Annotated in this window: 12 protein-coding genes; 2 read left to right on the top strand and 10 right to left on the bottom strand. The window is 71.1% G+C overall.

What is annotated here, in order from left to right; all coding sequences use genetic code 11:
• Positions 1 to 86 precede the first annotated feature (86 nt).
• Together FPT20_RS18110 and FPT20_RS08520 are read left to right on the top strand one after the other, a co-directional pair.
• A complete protein-coding gene (locus FPT20_RS18110; RefSeq protein WP_267902717.1) occupies positions 87 to 665 on the top strand; it encodes a GNAT family N-acetyltransferase in 579 nt (192 codons plus the stop codon).
• A gap of 32 nt (positions 666 to 697) precedes the next feature.
• Positions 698 to 1,582: an EamA family transporter gene (locus FPT20_RS08520; RefSeq protein ID WP_158864379.1), complete on the top strand. Its 885-nt coding sequence runs from the start codon at positions 698 to 700 to the stop codon at positions 1,580 to 1,582.
• 28 nt (positions 1,583 to 1,610) lie between these two features.
• On the opposite strand, the gene FPT20_RS08525 is transcribed toward FPT20_RS08520, so the two are convergent.
• From FPT20_RS08525 to trpC, 10 genes are all read right to left on the bottom strand, one after another.
• The gene (locus FPT20_RS08525; protein WP_158864381.1) at positions 1,611 to 2,519 is read right to left on the bottom strand and encodes an ABC transporter permease; all 909 of its coding nucleotides are present in this window, start codon (positions 2,517 to 2,519) and stop codon (positions 1,611 to 1,613) included.
• Positions 2,506 to 3,441 (bottom strand): ABC transporter ATP-binding protein, encoded by a 936-nt coding sequence (locus tag FPT20_RS08530; RefSeq protein ID WP_158864383.1) that lies wholly within the window; start codon positions 3,439 to 3,441, stop codon positions 2,506 to 2,508. The genes FPT20_RS08525 and FPT20_RS08530 overlap by 14 nt, the downstream gene beginning before the upstream one ends.
• The gene (locus tag FPT20_RS08535) at positions 3,438 to 4,478 is read right to left on the bottom strand and encodes a LolA family protein (RefSeq protein WP_199245723.1); all 1,041 of its coding nucleotides are present in this window, start codon (positions 4,476 to 4,478) and stop codon (positions 3,438 to 3,440) included. Before FPT20_RS08535 ends, FPT20_RS08530 begins: the two co-directional genes overlap by 4 nt.
• Positions 4,479 to 4,643: 165 nt before the next feature.
• Positions 4,644 to 6,059, bottom strand: a complete 1,416-nt coding sequence (pyk, locus tag FPT20_RS08540; protein WP_158864385.1) for a pyruvate kinase — start codon at positions 6,057 to 6,059, stop codon at positions 4,644 to 4,646.
• 59 nt (positions 6,060 to 6,118) lie between these two features.
• On the bottom strand, positions 6,119 to 7,576 hold the full coding sequence (locus FPT20_RS08545; RefSeq protein ID WP_158864387.1) for a glutamate synthase subunit beta: 1,458 nt from the start codon (positions 7,574 to 7,576) through the stop codon (positions 6,119 to 6,121).
• Between the two features lie 42 nt (positions 7,577 to 7,618).
• Positions 7,619 to 12,211, bottom strand: coding sequence for a glutamate synthase large subunit (gene gltB / locus FPT20_RS08550; protein ID WP_158867969.1), 4,593 nt, complete (start codon positions 12,209 to 12,211; stop codon positions 7,619 to 7,621).
• 159 nt (positions 12,212 to 12,370) lie between these two features.
• Positions 12,371 to 13,363: a prolipoprotein diacylglyceryl transferase gene (gene lgt / locus FPT20_RS08555; protein WP_158864389.1), complete on the bottom strand. Its 993-nt coding sequence runs from the start codon at positions 13,361 to 13,363 to the stop codon at positions 12,371 to 12,373.
• A gap of 86 nt (positions 13,364 to 13,449) precedes the next feature.
• Positions 13,450 to 14,235: a tryptophan synthase subunit alpha gene (trpA, locus tag FPT20_RS08560; protein WP_158864391.1), complete on the bottom strand. Its 786-nt coding sequence runs from the start codon at positions 14,233 to 14,235 to the stop codon at positions 13,450 to 13,452.
• Positions 14,232 to 15,479, bottom strand: a complete 1,248-nt coding sequence (trpB, locus tag FPT20_RS08565) for a tryptophan synthase subunit beta (RefSeq protein ID WP_158864393.1) — start codon at positions 15,477 to 15,479, stop codon at positions 14,232 to 14,234. The genes trpA and trpB overlap by 4 nt, the downstream gene beginning before the upstream one ends.
• Positions 15,476 to 16,249 (bottom strand): indole-3-glycerol phosphate synthase TrpC, encoded by a 774-nt coding sequence (gene trpC, locus FPT20_RS08570; protein ID WP_158864395.1) that lies wholly within the window; start codon positions 16,247 to 16,249, stop codon positions 15,476 to 15,478. The genes trpB and trpC overlap by 4 nt, the downstream gene beginning before the upstream one ends.
• Between the last annotated feature and the right edge of the window lie 2 nt (positions 16,250 to 16,251).

A 16,251-nucleotide genomic window follows, 5' to 3' on the forward strand; every position in this document is an offset into this window, starting at 1 on the left:
CGTACGCGGCGGCCGCACCGCGGCGACAGGGCGGAGGGCCATCGTCCAGCAGACGTTCACCCGCCGGTCGGCACTAGGGTCGACCCATGACTCACGACGAGGTGACGGTGGCCGCCGCGGGCGGCGCCCGGTGGGAGGACGTGTCGGCCGTGATGGGCACCAGGGGCGATCCCGCGTCGTGCTGGTGCCAGTGGTTCAAGCTGCGCCGGTCGGAGTGGGACGCCGCATCGCGGCAGGAGAAGTCCGCGCTCCTCCACGAGCAGCTGGACGAGACCGACCGGGGTGTGCTCGCTTACGTCGGAGGCGCTCCCGTGGGCTGGGCGGCGGTGGAGCCCTTCTCGGCCTACCCCGCGCTGACCCGGTCGCCCATCACCCGTAGGCGCGACGGCGATCCGGCCGACCCGTGGGCCGCCACGTGCTTCGTGGTGCGCCTCGAGTTCCGCGGGCGCGGGATCGCGCGGGCGCTCCTCGCGGGCGCGATCGGCCACGCACGCGACCACGGCGCCGAGGTGCTCGAGGGATACCCGGTCGACCCGCAGGTGCGTCCCTCCCTGTCGAGCGCCGAGCGCTACCACGGGACGGTCGGGCTGTTCCGGGCTGCCGGCTTCGAGGAGGTCCGCCGCCCGAGCGCGACGCGCGCCATCATGCGGCTCCGGTTGCGCTGATCGGGCCTGCGCGACGACCTAGAATCGACCGGGTGAGTTCTCAGCGCGACCGCCTCGTCGGAGCGGGCACGCAAGTCGCGACCGAGGTCAGCATCAACTTCGGATCGTCGATCGCCGGACTGCTGATCCCCGTCGTCGGCTCCGTCGTCGTCGTCGCTGTGCGCCAGGTGGTGATCGCCGCGGCCGTCCTGCCCTTCTACCGGCCGCGCCGCGCCGAGCTCACCTGGCGGCGCCTCTGGCCGGCGCTAGCCCTCGGGGTGGTGCTCGCCGCCATGAATCTCAGCTTCTACGAGGCCGTGGGGAGGCTCGGCCTCGGCATCGCCGCGACGATCGAGTTCCTGGGTCCGTTCGCGCTCGCGCTCGCCGGCTCGCGCCGGCTGCTCGACGCCGCCTGTGCCGTCGCGGCCGCGGCCGGTGTGGTCCTCCTCACCGGAACGGAGGGCGCGATCGACCCGGTCGGGGTCGCGCTCGCCCTGACAGCCGCGGCGTCGTGGGCCGCGTACATCCTGCTGACCCGCCAGGTGGCGACGCGCCTCCCCGGTCTCGAGGGGCTCAGCGTGGCGAGCGTGGTATCGATGGTGCTGACGGTGCCGATCGCGCTCGCACTGATCGACGTCTCGCGCATCGACTGGAGGATCGCCGTGCTCCTGCTCGCCGCCGGGGTGCTCTCGAGCGCCGTCCCGTACAGCCTCGACACCTTCATCCTCCGGCGGATCACCCCGCGCCTGTACGCCGTGATCACGAGCGTCGGCCCGGTGATCGCGACCGCCTTCGGCGTGCTGGTCCTCGGCGAGCGGTTCTCACCCGTCCAGCTGGCCGGGATCGTGATCGTCTGCCTGGCCGCAGGGATCACCATCGCGACGCAGCGCGACCATCCGAGGTCCGAGCTCGAGTCGGCGGCCGAGTCGATTCCCTGAGGCGACGGGCCACCGCCACGCTGTCAGCTCAGGACAGGATGTCCTTCGTCGTGAAGCGGCCGATGGCGAGAGCGCCGAAGACCGCGATGTAGCCGAGCTGCAGGAGCGCGTTACTCCCGAACGAGTCCCAGACGATCGGGGCGCGCAGGAAGTCGCCGAACCCCAGCCAGTAGTGGCTGAACAGCCACGGGTGCAGCGCCGAGAGCTGCGGCAACTGGTCGAGCACCTGCGAGATCACGGCGAGCACGGCGGTCGCGGCCATCGCCCCGACCGGGACGTCGGTCATGGTGGACAGGAACAGCCCGATCGCGCACAGCCCCAGCAGCGAGACCACGATGTACAGGGCGATCAGCAGCAGGCGGAGGTACGCCTCCCCGATCCCGACCTGGACGCCCGACAGCAGCGTCACCGGACCGATCGGGAAGAGCAGCATCCCGATGAGGGCGCCCGCCACGCCGACGACGAGAGCGGCCGCCACGCAGAACGCCGCGCAGCCCGCGTACTTCACGGCGAGCAGGCGCAGACGACCGGCTGGCGCTATGACGAGGTACCGCAGCGTGCCGTGGGACGCCTCCCCCGCGATGGTGTCCCCGGCCACGACGCCGATCGTCAGCGGCAGGAACAGGGGCACGCACACGACGAGCGCCGTGAACGAGACGAAGATGCCGTTGCTCGTGATCTGGCTGAGGAACGCGGGGCCGCGGGACGACCCGGTGATCCGGACCGCGACGGCGATGAGCACCGGGATCGCTGCCAGCGCCGCCAGCATGGCCCACGTGCGCCAGCGACGGAACAGCACGGCGAGCTCGGAGCCCAGCAGCGCCCAGCCCGCGGAGGGACGCTGCAGGCGGTCCGCTGCCGGACGCGCGGCGGCGATCGTCGCCGATGGGCGCTCGGTTCCCGTGCCTGCGCCCGGGGCCGCCTCACTGCTCGACATCGAAGCCCTCCCCGGTGAGCTCGACGAACCGCTCCTCCAGGCTGGAGCTGCGGACGGCGTAGCCGCGCAGGCGGACGCCGCCTTCGACGAGCGCGGCCGCCAGCTCCTCGGCCGGCGGCGAGCCGGGCGGGAGGGGCGCCTCCACACCGTCGTCCCGCGCCTCCGTGTGAAGGCCGCGACCGGCGAGGACGCGGTTCGCGATGTCCCGGTCGGGCGTCACGACGACGACCCTCGGGCCGCTGCCCGTGCGGAGATCGTCGAGCGGTCCCTGGGCGACGATCCTCCCGGCGCGCATGATCGCGGCGTGCGTGCAGATCTGCTCGATCTCCGCGAGCAGGTGGCTCGAGACGAACACCGTCGTCCCCTCGCCCGCGAGCGAGCGGATGAGCGACCGCACCTCCCGCGTCCCCTGCGGATCAAGGCCGTTGGTCGGCTCGTCGAGCACGAGGAGGTCGCGGTCGGTGAGCAGAGCGCCCGCGATCCCGAGCCGCTGCTTCATCCCGAGGGAGTACGCCCTGACGTGCTTCCCGGCGGCATGCGAGAGTCCGACGCGCTCGAGCGCCGACCTGACTCGGGCAGCGCGGGTCGCGCCGGGCGCCCACCGGTCTGCCGAGTCCCGGCGGATGAGGTTCGCCTCACCGGACAGGTAGGGCGCGAAGGCCGGACCCTCCACCAGGGCACCGACGCGGGGCAGGACGTGCTCCAGGCGGTCCGGCATCGGCTCGCCCAGCACGTGCATCGTGCCCGCCGAGGGTGAGATCAGGCCGAGGAGCATCCGGATGGTCGTCGTCTTCCCCGACCCGTTGGGGCCGAGGAAGCCGAACACGGACCCGCGCGGGACCGACAGGTCGACGCCGTCGACGACCGCGCGCGACCGGAAGCGCTTCGTCAGGCCGCTGGTCGCGATCGCGACGTCGGTCACCGCGCCGCGGCCTGCAGGGCGGAGACCGGCACCGCCCCCGCGAGCACCCGGCCGTCGTCGGTCACGAGGACCGACAGGAGGGAGGAGCTCAGCGCGCGCCCGCCGGCGACCGGCTGCGTCAGCTGCCCGAAGAGCGGGTCGCTCGTGACCGAGGCCGGAGCGGACCCCGCGGGGAGCGTCACGATGGCCGCCCAGCCGTCGCCGGTGACGGTCGGCTTCGGCTCGCCGCTGTGCCGGGGGGATTCCTCCCCCCGACTCGGCGGCTGCGACACCGAGGCGCCGGGCGGGGGCGTGAAGGCGAACAGAGCCGGGTCGGGTCGGTCGCTGCTGAAGCTCGAGAAGGCGGCTTCGAACGCCGGGGAGCCTGCTCCCCGCGCGGTCACCGAGACCCGCAAGGGGACGCCGGTGCTGCCGTCTACGGCGATCGACACGGACCCGACCAGCGTGGCGTCGGTCCGTGGCTTGAGGACGAGGTCGTACGCGTTCCGACCCGCGACGGTGACGTTGTCAGCGAGGGTGACGCTCGTGCTCGGGTCGACGGAGGCGAGGAAGCGCTGCGCGAGCTGCTCGGGCGTCATCGCGGAGGCGTCCGGAGCGGTGCTCGCGCCGGCGTGCTCGGGCAGCGTGGCATGGGTGGCCTTCTCGCCCTTCGAGTCGTACAGCCAGACATCCGAGCCGTTCCGGATGACGTCGCGCTCCGCGAGCTGGTCGAGCACCTGGACGCGCTGACGGGTCGCACCATCGGCCCACACCTTGGCCGTGTGATCGGCGAGAAGCAGTTCCAGGGTGTTCGTCGCGCTGCTGTCCGACGCACTGGACGAGGTCTTCGGGAGGTCCGGGAGTCCGAGCGACGAGGTCTGCTCGACCGTTCCGGAGAACGCCTGCGAGCCGCTCGAGGCGACGAGGCGGAGCACGTCGGACGGGGTCCGGACCGGCAAGTCCGCCGCACCCGCGGCGAGAGGAGCCGCGATCGCCCCGACGGCGATCACGGCGGGGACGACGACAGCGGGCAGCCAGCGCACCCAGCGATGCTTCATGGATTCAGGGTACGCGCGCGGAGGGCCTCCCGGCCCTGCGAAGTCGATGTGAACCCGGGGAACCGTTCGCAGGGATGAGCGGTGTCATCCGAAGGGATGACCCTGCTCCTGCGGTCGCCGAAGACGCGGAAGGCCCCGCACGAAGCGGGGCCTTCCTCCGGGTGGTCAGAGGACGTCGCCGACCTTGTGCACGCGGATGTCGTTCGTGGTACCGGGGATCCCGGGAGGGGAGCCGGAGATGATGATGACCTTGTCGCCGTTCACGGCGCGGCCGGTGGACTTCAGCGCCTCGTCGACCTGGGCGACCATCTGGTCGGTGTGGGTCACACGATCGACGACGAACGACTCGACGCCCCAGTAGAGCGCCATCTTGCGACGCGTCTCCTCCTCGGGCGTGAACGCCAGGATCGGGATCTGGTTCCGGAGACGGGCCATGCGACGAGCCGACTCCCCCGACTCCGTGAACACGCAGAGGTACTTCGCCTCGACGAACTCGGCGACCTCGGTCGCAGCGGCCGTGATCGCGCCGGACTGGGTCCGGGGCTTGGTGCCGAGGGGCGCGATCCGCTCCAGCCCGTGCTCCTCGGTCGACTTCACGATCCGCGCCATGGTCTGGACCGTGATGGCCGGGTACTCGCCGACACTGGTCTCACCCGAGAGCATGACCGCGTCGGCGCCGTCGAGGACCGCGTTCGCCACGTCGGACGTCTCGGCGCGGGTCGGGACCGGGCTCGAGATCATCGATTCGAGCATCTGCGTCGCCACGATGACCGGCTTCGCCGCGCGGCGGGCCAGCTCGATCGCGCGCTTCTGGACGATCGGGACGGCCTCGAGCGGGAGCTCGACGCCCAGGTCGCCACGGGCGACCATGATCGCGTCGAACGCCTCGATGATGCCCTCGAGCGCCTCCACGGCCTGGGGCTTCTCGATCTTGGCGACGACGGGGACGCGGCGCCCCTCCTCCGCCATGATCTCGTGAACGCGCGCGATGTCGGAGGCGTTGCGCACGAACGAGAGCGCGATCAGGTCTGCGCCGAGGCTGAGGCCCCAGCGCAGGTCGGCCTCGTCCTTGTCGGACAGCGCCGGCACGTTGACCGCGACACCCGGGAGGTTGATGCCCTTGTTGTTCGAGACGGGACCGGCCACGACGACCTCGGTCGTGACGACCGTCCCGTCGGTCTCGAGCACGCGGACACGGACCTTGCCGTCGTCGATCAGGAGGTAGTCGCCCGGGTTGACGTCGTGCGGGAGCCCCTTGAACGTCGTCGACGAGATCTCCTTCGTCCCGATGATGTCCTCGGTGGTGATCTTGAAGATGTCGCCCTCGGCGAGCTCGTACGGCCCCGCCTCGAACTTGCCCAGGCGGATCTTCGGACCCTGCAGGTCGACCAGGACGGCGACCGGCTTCCCGGCGTCGGCGGCGGCCTTCCGCACGTTGGCGTAGACCCCCTCGTGCACCTCGTAGCTGCCGTGGCTCAGATTCATCCGGGCCACGTCAACGCCCGCGTCGATGATCGCGCGGATGTTGTCATAGCTGGAGGTCGCCGGACCCAGGGTCGCGACGATTTTCGCCCTTCTCATGCTTTCTTGCTGCTCCGTGATTCTCGCGCGCGAGGGCGCGTTATCGGTGGTGGAGGGGGTCAGACCAGGATGCCGCGGTCCGTCGGACGGACCGGCGACGGCAACTGGGTCTCCCCTTCAAGATACCGGTCGACGGCGGCGGCCGCTGCCCGGCCCTCCGCGATCGCCCACACGATGAGCGATTGACCCCGCCCGGCGTCGCCGGCGACGAACACGCCCGGCTGATCGGTGTGGTACTCGCCGTCGCGGCGCACGTTCCCGCGGTCGTCGAACGCGAGGCCCAGCTGACCGGCGAGGTCGGACTGCTCCGGGCCGGTGAACCCGAGCGCCAGCAGCACGAGGTCCGCCGGGATCTCGCGCTCGGTTCCGGCCTTCGGGACACGCCGGCCGTCGAGGTACTCGGTCTCGGCGACGCGCAGCGCGCGCACCTCCCCGTACTCGTTCGCGAGGAACTCGACGGTCGACGCGAGGTACTCGCGGTGACCGCCCTCCTCGTGGGCGCTCTGCACCTCGAAGAGCGTGGGCGTGGTCGGCCACGGCTGGTGCCCGGGACGCTCCGCGGGCGGCTGCTTGCCGATCGCGAGGTTGGTCACGCTCGCGGCGCCCTGACGGTGGGCCGTGCCGATGCAGTCAGCACCGGTGTCGCCGCCGCCCAGGACGATGACGTGCTTGCCGTCGGCGGTGATCTGGTCCGCGACCTGGTCGCCGGCACCAGCCTTGTTCTGCTGGACCAGGTACTCCATCGCGAAGTGCACGCCGGAGAGGTCGCGTCCCGGGATCGGCAGGTCACGCGGGACCATGGCACCGGTGGCGACGATCACGGCGTCGTACCGTGCGCGGAGGTCGTCCCAGCTGATGTCGACGCCGATGTTCACGCCCGCGCGGAAGCGGGTGCCCTCCGCCATCATCTGGTTGAGCCGGGCCTCCAGATGCTTCTTCTCCATCTTGAAGTCCGGGATGCCGTAGCGCAGCAGGCCCCCGATGCGGTCGTCGCGCTCGTAGACCGCGACGGTGTGGCCGGCGCGGGTGAGCTGCTGGGCAGCGGCCAGGCCCGCGGGACCCGACCCGACGACGGCGACCGTCTTGCCGGTGAGACGCTCCGGCGGGTGCGGCTGCACCCAGCCGTTCTGCCAGGCCTGGTCGATGATCGACACCTCGACCTGCTTGATCGTCACCGCCGGCTGGTTGATGCCGAGCACGCACGAGGACTCGCACGGCGCGGGGCAGAGCCGCCCGGTGAACTCCGGGAAGTTGTTCGTCGCGTGGAGGCGCTCGATCGCCTGACGGCCCTCGCCCCGCCACATGAGGTCGTTCCACTCCGGGATGAGGTTCCCGAGCGGGCAGCCCTGGTGGCAGAACGGGATGCCGCAGTCCATGCAGCGACCGGCCTGACGCCGCAGCTGCGCCGGGTCTCCGGCTTCGTAGACCTCTTTCCAGTCCATGATCCGGACGGAGACCGGGCGCCGCTTCGGCAGCTCCCGTTCGGTCACCTTCAGGAAGCCCTTCGGGTCAGCCATGGTTCTCTCCTTGTCGCGGGAAGTCCGGGGAACTCGAGCTCGTCATCCGCCCGTCACCTCCAGGATCCGGTTCCAGACGATGTCGCCGTCGGGGTCGAGACCCTCGTCGACGGCCTCCTGCCGCATCTGCAGCACGGCGGCGTAGTCGCGCGGCAGCACCTTCACGAACGCGGCGACCGTCCGGTCGAAGTCGGCGAGCATCCGTTCAGCGAGAGCCGACCCGGTCTCCGCGCGGTGCCGCTCGAGCAGGTCGCGGACGATCTCGATGTCGGCGCTGCCGAGCGGGAGGAGCTCGAGCTCGCCGCTCGCCAGGGCCTCGCGGTTGACGCGCTCGGTGGCGAGGTCGTACACGTACGCCGTGCCGCCGGACATCCCGGCGCCGAGGTTGCGACCGGTGCTGCCGAGGATGACGGCCAGGCCACCGGTCATGTACTCGAGCGCGTGGTCGCCCACGCCCTCCACCACCGCGGTCGCACCCGAGTTGCGGACCAGGAAGCGCTCCCCCACGATGCCGCGGATGAACATGCTGCCCTGGGTGGCGCCGTACCCGATCACGTTGCCGGCGATCACGTTGCGCTCGGCCGGGAACACGCTGTCGCGCGGCGGCCGGACGACGATCTCGCCGCCGGAGAGCCCCTTGCCGACGTAGTCGTTGCTGTCGCCCTCGAGGCGGAGCGTGATGCCCGCCGGGAGGAACGCGCCGAGCGACTGCCCGGCGGAGCCCGTCAGCGTGATGTCGATCGACCCCGCGGGAAGGCCGTTCTCGCCGTGCCGCAGCGTCACCTCGTGGCCGAGCATCGTGCCGACGGCACGCTCGGTGTTGCGGATCGGCAGCGAGAGCTCGACGCGCGAGCCGTCCGGGCCTCCGCGACCCTCGAGCACGGGACGGGCGGCGTCGATGAGCTGCCGGTCGAAGTGCTCATCGAGCCCGTGCTCCTGCGCGCGGCCGTTCTTGCGCGGCTCGTCGTCGCGGAAGCGCGGACCGCGCAGGATCGGCGAGAGGTCGAGGCCGGAGGCCTTCCAGTGATCGATCGCCGTGTCCACGTCGAGCAGCTCGGCGTGGCCGATCGCCTCGTCGAGGCTGCGGAATCCGAGCTCGGCGAGGTACTCGCGCACCTCCTCGGCGATGAACTCGAAGAAGTTCACGACGAACTCGGGCTTGCCGGAGAACCGTGCGCGCAGCTCGGGGTTCTGCGTGGCGACACCCACCGGGCACGTGTCGAGGTGGCAGACGCGCATCATGACGCAGCCGGAGACGACGAGAGGCGCGGTCGCGAAACCGAACTCCTCGGCCCCGAGCAGCGCGCCCACGATCACGTCGCGGCCGGTCTTCAGCTGGCCGTCGACCTGGACCACGACGCGCTCCCGCATGCCGTTCAGCATGAGGGTCTGCTGGGTCTCGGCCAGGCCGAGCTCCCACGGGGTGCCGGCGTGCTTCAACGAGTTGACCGGGGAGGCGCCCGTGCCGCCGTCATGGCCGGAGACGAGGATGACGTCGGCCAGCGCCTTCGCCGTCCCCGCGGCCACCGCGCCGATCCCGGACTCGCTCACGAGCTTCACGTGGACCCGGGCGCGGGGGTTCGCGCGCTTGAGGTCGAAGATGAGCTGCTTGAGGTCTTCGATCGAGTAGATGTCGTGGTGCGGAGGCGGCGAGATCAGGCCGACGCCCGCCGTCGCGTGACGGGTCCGGGCCACCCACGGGTAGACCTTCGTCGGCGGCAGCTGGCCGCCCTCGCCGGGCTTCGCGCCCTGCGCGAGCTTGATCTGGATGTCGTCGGCGTGGGTGAGGTACATCGAGGTGACGCCGAACCGGCCCGACGCGACCTGCTTGATCGCGCTGCGGCGTTCGGGGTCGAGGAGGCGGTCGAGGTCCTCGCCGCCCTCACCGGTGTTCGACTTGGCTCCGAGCCGGTTCATCGCGATGGCGAGCGTCTCGTGGGCCTCCTTCGAGATCGAGCCGTAGCTCATCGCACCGGTTGAGAAGCGCTTCACGATCGACGCGACCGACTCGACCTCGTCGAGCGGCACGGGCGGACGCTCGCCCGTCTTCAACTTGAACATCCCGCGCAGCGTCATCAGCGACGACGACTGGTCGTCGACGCCCTTCGTGTACTCGCGGAAGATGTCGTACCGGCGCGTCCGCGTCGAGTGCTGGAGACGGAAGACCGTCTCGGGGTTGAACAGGTGGGGCGAGCCGTCCCGGCGCCACTGGTACTCGCCTCCGGTCGCCAGGCGCTCGTGGGCGAGGGCGGCGCCCTCCGACGGGTAGGCGGCGGAGTGACGCGAGAGGTTCTCGGCCGCGATCACCTCGATGCCCACGCCGCCGAGCTTGCTCGTCGTGCCGGTGAAGTACTGGTCGACGAACTCCTGGCTGAGGCCAACGGCCTCGAACGCCTGGGCCCCGGCGTACGACGAGACCGTCGAGATGCCCATCTTCGACATGATCTTGAGCACGCCCTTGCCGAGCGCCTTGATCACGTTCTTGACGGCCTTCTCGGGCGTCACGCCCGTGATGAGGCCGCTGCGGACCAGTTCCTCGCAGGTCTCCATGGCCAGGTAGGGGTTGATGGCGGAGGCGCCGTACCCGATCAGCAGGGCCACGTGGTGCACCTCGCGCACATCCCCGGCCTCGACGATGATGCCGACCTTCAGCCGGTTGTCGTCGCGGATGAGGTGATGGTGCACGGCGGCCAGCATGAGCAGCGACGGGATCGGGGCGAGGTCCTTCGTCGAGTCGCGGTCGCTCAGCACGATGAACTGCGCGCCGGCCTCGATGGCCTCGTCGACCTCGTCGCACATCTCGGCCAGCCGGCGCTCGAGGGCGTCCGGCCCCGCCTCGACCCGGTACAGGCCGCGGATCGTCGTCGTCAGGCGGCTCCCCGGCGTCGGGTCGATGTGCTGGATCTTCGCGAGCTCGTCGTTGTCGATCACGGGGAAGTCGAGGACGACCTGGCGCGCGTGCTCCGGGCCGGCGGAGAGCAGGTTGCGCTCCGGACCCAGGCCGAGCTTGAGGGAGGTGACGACCTCCTCGCGGATCGAGTCGAGCGGCGGGTTGGTCACCTGCGCGAACTGCTGCGTGAAGTAGTCGAACAGGAGGCGCGGCCGCTCCGACAGGACGGCCACCGGCGTGTCCGACCCCATGGCGCCGAGGGGCTCGGCACCCGTCGTCGCCATGGGCTTCAGCAGGATGCGCACCTCCTCCTCGGTGTAGCCGAAGGTGCGCTGGCGGCGCACGATCGAGGCCGGGGTGTGCACGATGTGCTCGCGCTCCGGGAGGTCCTTCAGGTTGATGCGGCCGTTCTCGAGCCATTCCCCGTACGGTGCGCCGGCGGCGAGCTCGGACTTGATCTCGTCGTCCTCGATGAGGCGCCCGGCGACCGTGTCGACCAGGAACATGCGGCCCGGCCGCAGGCGGCCCTTGCGGACCACGCGGCTCGGCTCGATGTCGAGCACGCCGATCTCGGAGGCGAGCACCACGAGGCCGTCGTTCGTGACGACGTAGCGTCCCGGGCGGAGCCCGTTGCGGTCGAGGGTCGCGCCGACGAGCGTGCCGTCGGTGAAGACGATCGCCGCGGGGCCGTCCCATGGCTCCATGAGCATCGAGTGGTACTCGTAGAAGTCCCGGCGGACCGGGTCGATCTCCGTCTGGTTCTCCCACGCCTCGGGCACCATCATCATGACGGCGTGCGGCAGGGAGCGGCCCGTCAGCGACAGCAGCTCCACGACCTCGTCGAAGGAGGCCGAGTCGCTGGCGCCGGGCGTCACGATCGGGAGCACCGGGGACAGGTCGCCGAGCAGCTCGCTCTCGAGCTGCGACTGGCGCGCCCGCATCCAGTTGCGGTTGCCCTGCACCGTGTTGATCTCGCCGTTGTGCGCGATCATGCGGAACGGCTGGGCGAGCGGCCACGATGGGAACGTGTTGGTGGAGTACCGGGAGTGCACGAGCGCGAGCCGGGAGGCGAACCGGTCGTCCGACAGGTCGGGGTAGAACGGCTCCAGCTGGAGGGTCGTGACCATGCCCTTGTAGACGAGTGTGCGGCTCGAGAGCGACGAGAAGTAGAGGTCGAGCTCGCGCTCTGCGCGCTTGCGCAGGAAGAAGGTCTGCCGGTCGAGCGCGATGCCGCCAGCCGTCTCCCCCTGCTCGTCGCGTCGCGTGGACACGACGAAGAGCTGCTCGATCACAGGCATGGCGTCGCGGGCGAGCGTCCCGAGCTCCTCCGGGCGGACCGGGACCTCGCGCCAGCCGAGCACGGCGAGCTCGTGCTCGCCCGCGATCGCAGCGACCGCCTCCTTGACGCGGTCGCGAGCGGCCCGGTCGGTCGGGAGGAAGGCGTTGCCGACGGCGTAGCGACCGGCGGGCGGCAGGTCGAAGTCCGCCACAGCCCGCAGGAAGGCGTCGGGCACCTGCGTGATGATGCCCGCGCCGTCGCCGGTGCCCGCGTCGGAGCCGACGGCGCCGCGGTGCTCGAGGTGACGGAGCGCCTCGAGCGCCGCGTCGATGATGTCGTGCCCGGCGGTTCCGCGCAGGGTCGCCACCATGGCGAGGCCGCAGGCGTCCTTCTCGTGCGCAGGGTCGTACAGGCCCTGCCGCTCGGGCATGGTGCCGAACCGGCTATGGGGAGGCGTGAGCGCCATGGTGACCGTCCTCACAGTGTCGTGGATGTGGGGATGTGGTGTGCGGGGACGCCATCGGCCCGTCACGGGGAGGGGTTCCGCCGCATGGTCCACCGGGCTGTGTGCGGCCCGGCGTCTCGCGTGCGGTCAGTGGTGCGTGCGGGATCGCCTCGACGGGTGCTATCGGGAGCCGGACGGGCTTGTGGCCTCGGCCTTCCGAGACCTGGCAGGCTCTCCGTCGGCATCGTCGGAGACCTCGTCATCCAGGTCCGTGTCGTCAGAGTCTACCGCAGCATCGGGTCGCACCCATTCACGACCCGGAACGTACGGGCTCGGCTCGAGCCCGGTGTGCCTCCGGGACTGCACGATGAAGAGCGCGACGCCGAGGACGACGGCGGCGAACGCGGCCCACACGTTGCTCGGGATGCCGAGGAAGGAGAACTCGCTCGGGTCGATCCGGATCGACTCGAGGTAGGAACGGCCGAGGCCGTACCAGACGAGGTAGAGGGCGAAGAGCTTGCCCCACTGCATGCGGAACCGGCGCTCGATGAGCACGAGCAGGACGACGCCGATGACGTTCCAGATGATCTCGTACAGGAACAGGGGCTGGAACAGCGTGCCCTCGGGCAGGCCCACCGGGATCGCCTTGTTGCCGGCGTCGATCTGGAGCCCCCAGGGCAGGTCGGTCGGCAGACCGAAGAGCTCCTGGTTGAAGTAGTTGCCGAAGCGCCCGATCGCCTGCGCGAGCAGGAGCGCCGGCGCCAGCGCGTCGGCGAAGGTCCAGAAGCGGAGGCCGGTCCAGCGGCAGCCGATCCAGGCGCCGACCGCGCCGCCGATCAGGGCTCCGAAGATGGCGTTGCCGCCCTCCCAGATGAAGAACACCTTCCACAGGTCGGCGCCCGGGAAGAAGTAATCCTGCGGGTGCGTGAACACGTGATAGAACCGCGCGCCGATGATGCCCAGCGGCACGGCCCAGAGCAGCACGTCGAGCACCACGCCCGGCTCGGCGCCGCGCTTGGTGAGCCGGCGGGAGGTCCACATCGCGGCTATGACGATCCCGATGAGGATCATGATGGCGTAGGTCTGGATCCGCCAGTGCAGACCGAAGATGTCGATCGGGATCTGCTGCCACTCGGGCCCCGGGCTCGGGATGCTGGTAACCCAGCCGCTCATCGTCGCAACCACCCGATGACTCACCTTTCGATTCCGTTGGGATTCCGCGCAGAAGGGCGCGCGGCCACCCTAGTCTAAAGCCGCGATCAGGCCCGCTTCGCGCCCTCGGCGAGAGCCGCGGCGACGCGACCGGCCTCGGCGACGCCGCCGTCTCCGAGCGCCTTGACGAGCGCGGAGCCGACGATCGCGCCGTCGGCGTACTCGAGCACCTCCGCCACCTGCGCTGCGCTCGAGATGCCGAGCCCCACGCAGGTGCTCGTGGCGCCCGCGTTCCGCAGCCGGCCGACGAGCGTCCTCGCGGCCGCGTCGACGTCGGTGCGCGCTCCGGTGATGCCCATCGTCGAGACCGCGTACACGAACCCGCGGCTGCGTTCGACGGCCTGACGGAGCCGCTCATCGGTGGAACTCGGCGCCGCGAGGAAGACGCGGTCGAGGTCCGTGCGATCCGAGGCGTCGAGCCAGAGACCGGCCTCGTCGGGGATGAGGTCCGGCGTGATCAGCCCGGCGCCTCCCGCCTCGGCCAGGTCGTCGGCGAACCGGTCGACCCCGTACTGCAGCACGGGGTTCCAGTACGTCATGACGAGCACGGGGACGTCGACCGCGGCCGTGATCTCGCGCACCGCGGTGAACCCGTCACGCAGCCGGAAACCGCTCGACAGCGCCTGCTGCGTGGCGGCCTGGATCACGGTGCCGTCCATCACCGGGTCCGAGTACGGCAGACCGAGCTCGATGATGTCGACGCCGTTCTGCGCGAGGGCCACGGCCGCCTCGACGCTGGTCCGCAGGTCGGGGAACCCGGCGGGCAGGTAGCCGATGAGAGCGCCGGCGGCCTCGTCATTGCGGCGGGCGATGGTGTCGGCGACGCGGCTCACGACTGCACGGCTCCCTCGTCGATCAGTCCGAAGTAGCGTCCTGCGGTCTCCATGTCCTTGTCGCCGCGGCCGCTCAGGTTGATGAGGATGATCCCGTCGGGACCGAGCTCACGGCCGAGCTCGAGGGCACCGGCGAGGGCGTGGGCGGACTCGATGGCGGGGATGATGCCCTCGGTCCGGCTCAGCAGTCGGAGCGCCTCCATCGCCTCGGCGTCGGACACGGGGCGGTACTCCGCGCGCCCGATGGAGGCGAGGTGCGAGTGCTCCGGGCCGACGCCCGGGTAGTCCAGGCCGGCCGAGATGGAGTGCGACTCGATCGTCTGGCCGTCCTCGTCCTGCAGGAGCATCGTGCGCGCGCCGTGGAGAACGCCGGGGCGCCCCTTGGAGATCGTGGCCGCGTGGCGCGGCGTCTCGGCGCCCTCTCCCCCGGCCTCGAAGCCGACGAGGCGGACGTCCTCGTCGTCGAGGAACGCGTGGAAGATGCCGATGGCGTTCGAGCCGCCGCCGACGCACGCGGCGACGACGTCGGGCAGGCGGCCGGTCAGCTCGAGCACCTGCCCGCGCGCCTCCTCACCGATGATCTTCTGCAGGTCGCGGACCATCGCCGGGAACGGGTGCGGGCCGGCCGCCGTGCCGAAGATGTAATTGGTGGTCTCGACGTTCGTCACCCAGTCGCGCATCGCATCGTTGATGGCGTCCTTCAAGGTGCGCGACCCGGTCTTGACCGCGATCACCTCGGCGCCGAGCAGCCGCATCCGCGCAACGTTCAGGGCCTGGCGCTCGGTGTCGACCTCGCCCATGTAGATCGTGCACTCGAGGCCGAACAGAGCGGCCGCCGTCGCGGTGGCCACGCCGTGCTGACCCGCGCCGGTCTCGGCGATCACGCGGGTCTTGCCGATGCGGCGGGTCAGGATCGCCTGCCCGAGCACGTTGTTGATCTTGTGCGACCCGGTGTGGTTCAGGTCTTCGCGCTTGAGGATGATGCGCGCGCCGCCCGCGGCCGCCGCGAACCGGGGCACCTCCGTGATGATCGAGGGGCGGCCGGTGTAGCTGCGGTGCAGCTCGTCGAGCTCGGCGTGGAAGGCGGGGTCGGCCTTCGCCAGCTCCCACGCCTCCGTCAGCTCGTCGAGCGCGGCGACGAGGGACTCGGGGACGAAGCGGCCGCCGAACTCGCCGAAGTACGGGCCCGTCGCGTTGCGGCGGGAGGCCGCGTCAGCGGACGACGGCGGGGTGTGGAGGGTCATCGTGCTCCCAGGAACTGGTGGAGGGTGGCGACGGGATCGCTGGTGACCAGCGCCTCGCCGACCAGGACGACATCGGCCCCCGCGTCGCGGTAGTGCGCGACGTCGGCGGCGGTCTTGACGGCGGACTCGGCGACGCGGACCGCGCCGGCCGGGAAACGGCCGGACAGCCGTCCGAACAGGTCGCGGTCGAGCTCGAACGTGGTGAGGTCGCGCGCGTTGACGCCGATGAGCCGCGCTCCGGTGTCGGCGGCGCGGGCCAGCTCTTCGGCCGAGTGCGCCTCGACGAGTGCGGTCATGCCGAGCTCGGTGATCAGCCCGTACAGCTCGACGAGCTGCGCCTGATCGAGCGCGGCAACGATGAGGAGCACCAGGTCGGCGCCCGCCGCGCGGGCTTCGAACACCTGGTACGGCTCGGCGATGAACTCCTTGCGGAGCACCGGGATGGAGACGGTGCGGCGCACCGCTTCGAGATCGGCGAGCGATCCGCGGAAGCGGCGCTCCTCGGTCAGGACGCTGATCGCGCTCGCTCCGCCCTGCTCGTAGCGGGCGGCGAGGGCGGCGGGATCGGGGATCTCGGCGAGGGCGCCGCGGGAGGGGCTGGCGCGCTTCACCTCGGCGATGATCTTGACGCGCTCGGCCGGCGCCAGCGCGCTCAGCGCGTCGATCGCCGGTTCGCGGTCGAGAGCGGCTGCCTCCACAACGGCGAGCGGTCGCTCGGACCGCCGCCGCTCCGCATCCTCCAGGGCGCCGGCGACGAGGTCTGCCAGCACGG

This window comes from Leifsonia sp. AG29 (assembly GCF_009765225.1).
Lineage (GTDB): Bacteria > Actinomycetota > Actinomycetes > Actinomycetales > Microbacteriaceae > Leifsonia.